Below are 295 nucleotides of genomic sequence, written 5' to 3'. Positions count from 1 at the left end.
AAACCAGAATAAGCCCGTGACACGCTCTGCGAAACTGAATAATACTGAGCATATCTTTCACGTTTGGAGAATGATGTGGATCTGGTCCAGCTGGAGATCTTCAAGGCAGTTGCCGAGCACGGCAGCATCAGTGCGGCTGCGCAGCATATCCATCGGGTGCCTTCCAACCTGACCACGCGCATCAAGCAACTGGAACAGGACCTGGGCGTTGAGCTGTTTATTCGTGAAAAGCTCCGGTTGCGGCTGTCGCCTGCCGGCTGGAATTTTCTCGACTACACGCGGCGTATTCTTGATC

The 295-nt window shown here is 53.6% G+C and carries 1 protein-coding gene; it reads left to right on the top strand.

The genetic code is table 11. From position 1 onward, the window contains the following. Nucleotides 1-75 precede the first annotated feature (75 nt). Nucleotides 76-295, top strand: a 220-nt coding sequence (locus tag EE949_RS12955) for a LysR family transcriptional regulator (protein ID WP_164666769.1), incomplete at its 3' end; no start/stop codon positions are given.

The organism is Pseudomonas viridiflava (assembly GCF_900602065.1).
Classification (GTDB): Bacteria; Pseudomonadota; Gammaproteobacteria; order Pseudomonadales; family Pseudomonadaceae; genus Aquipseudomonas.
The sequence above is the reverse complement of the archived record's forward strand: the minus strand, read 5'-3'. Positions and strand labels throughout refer to the sequence as shown.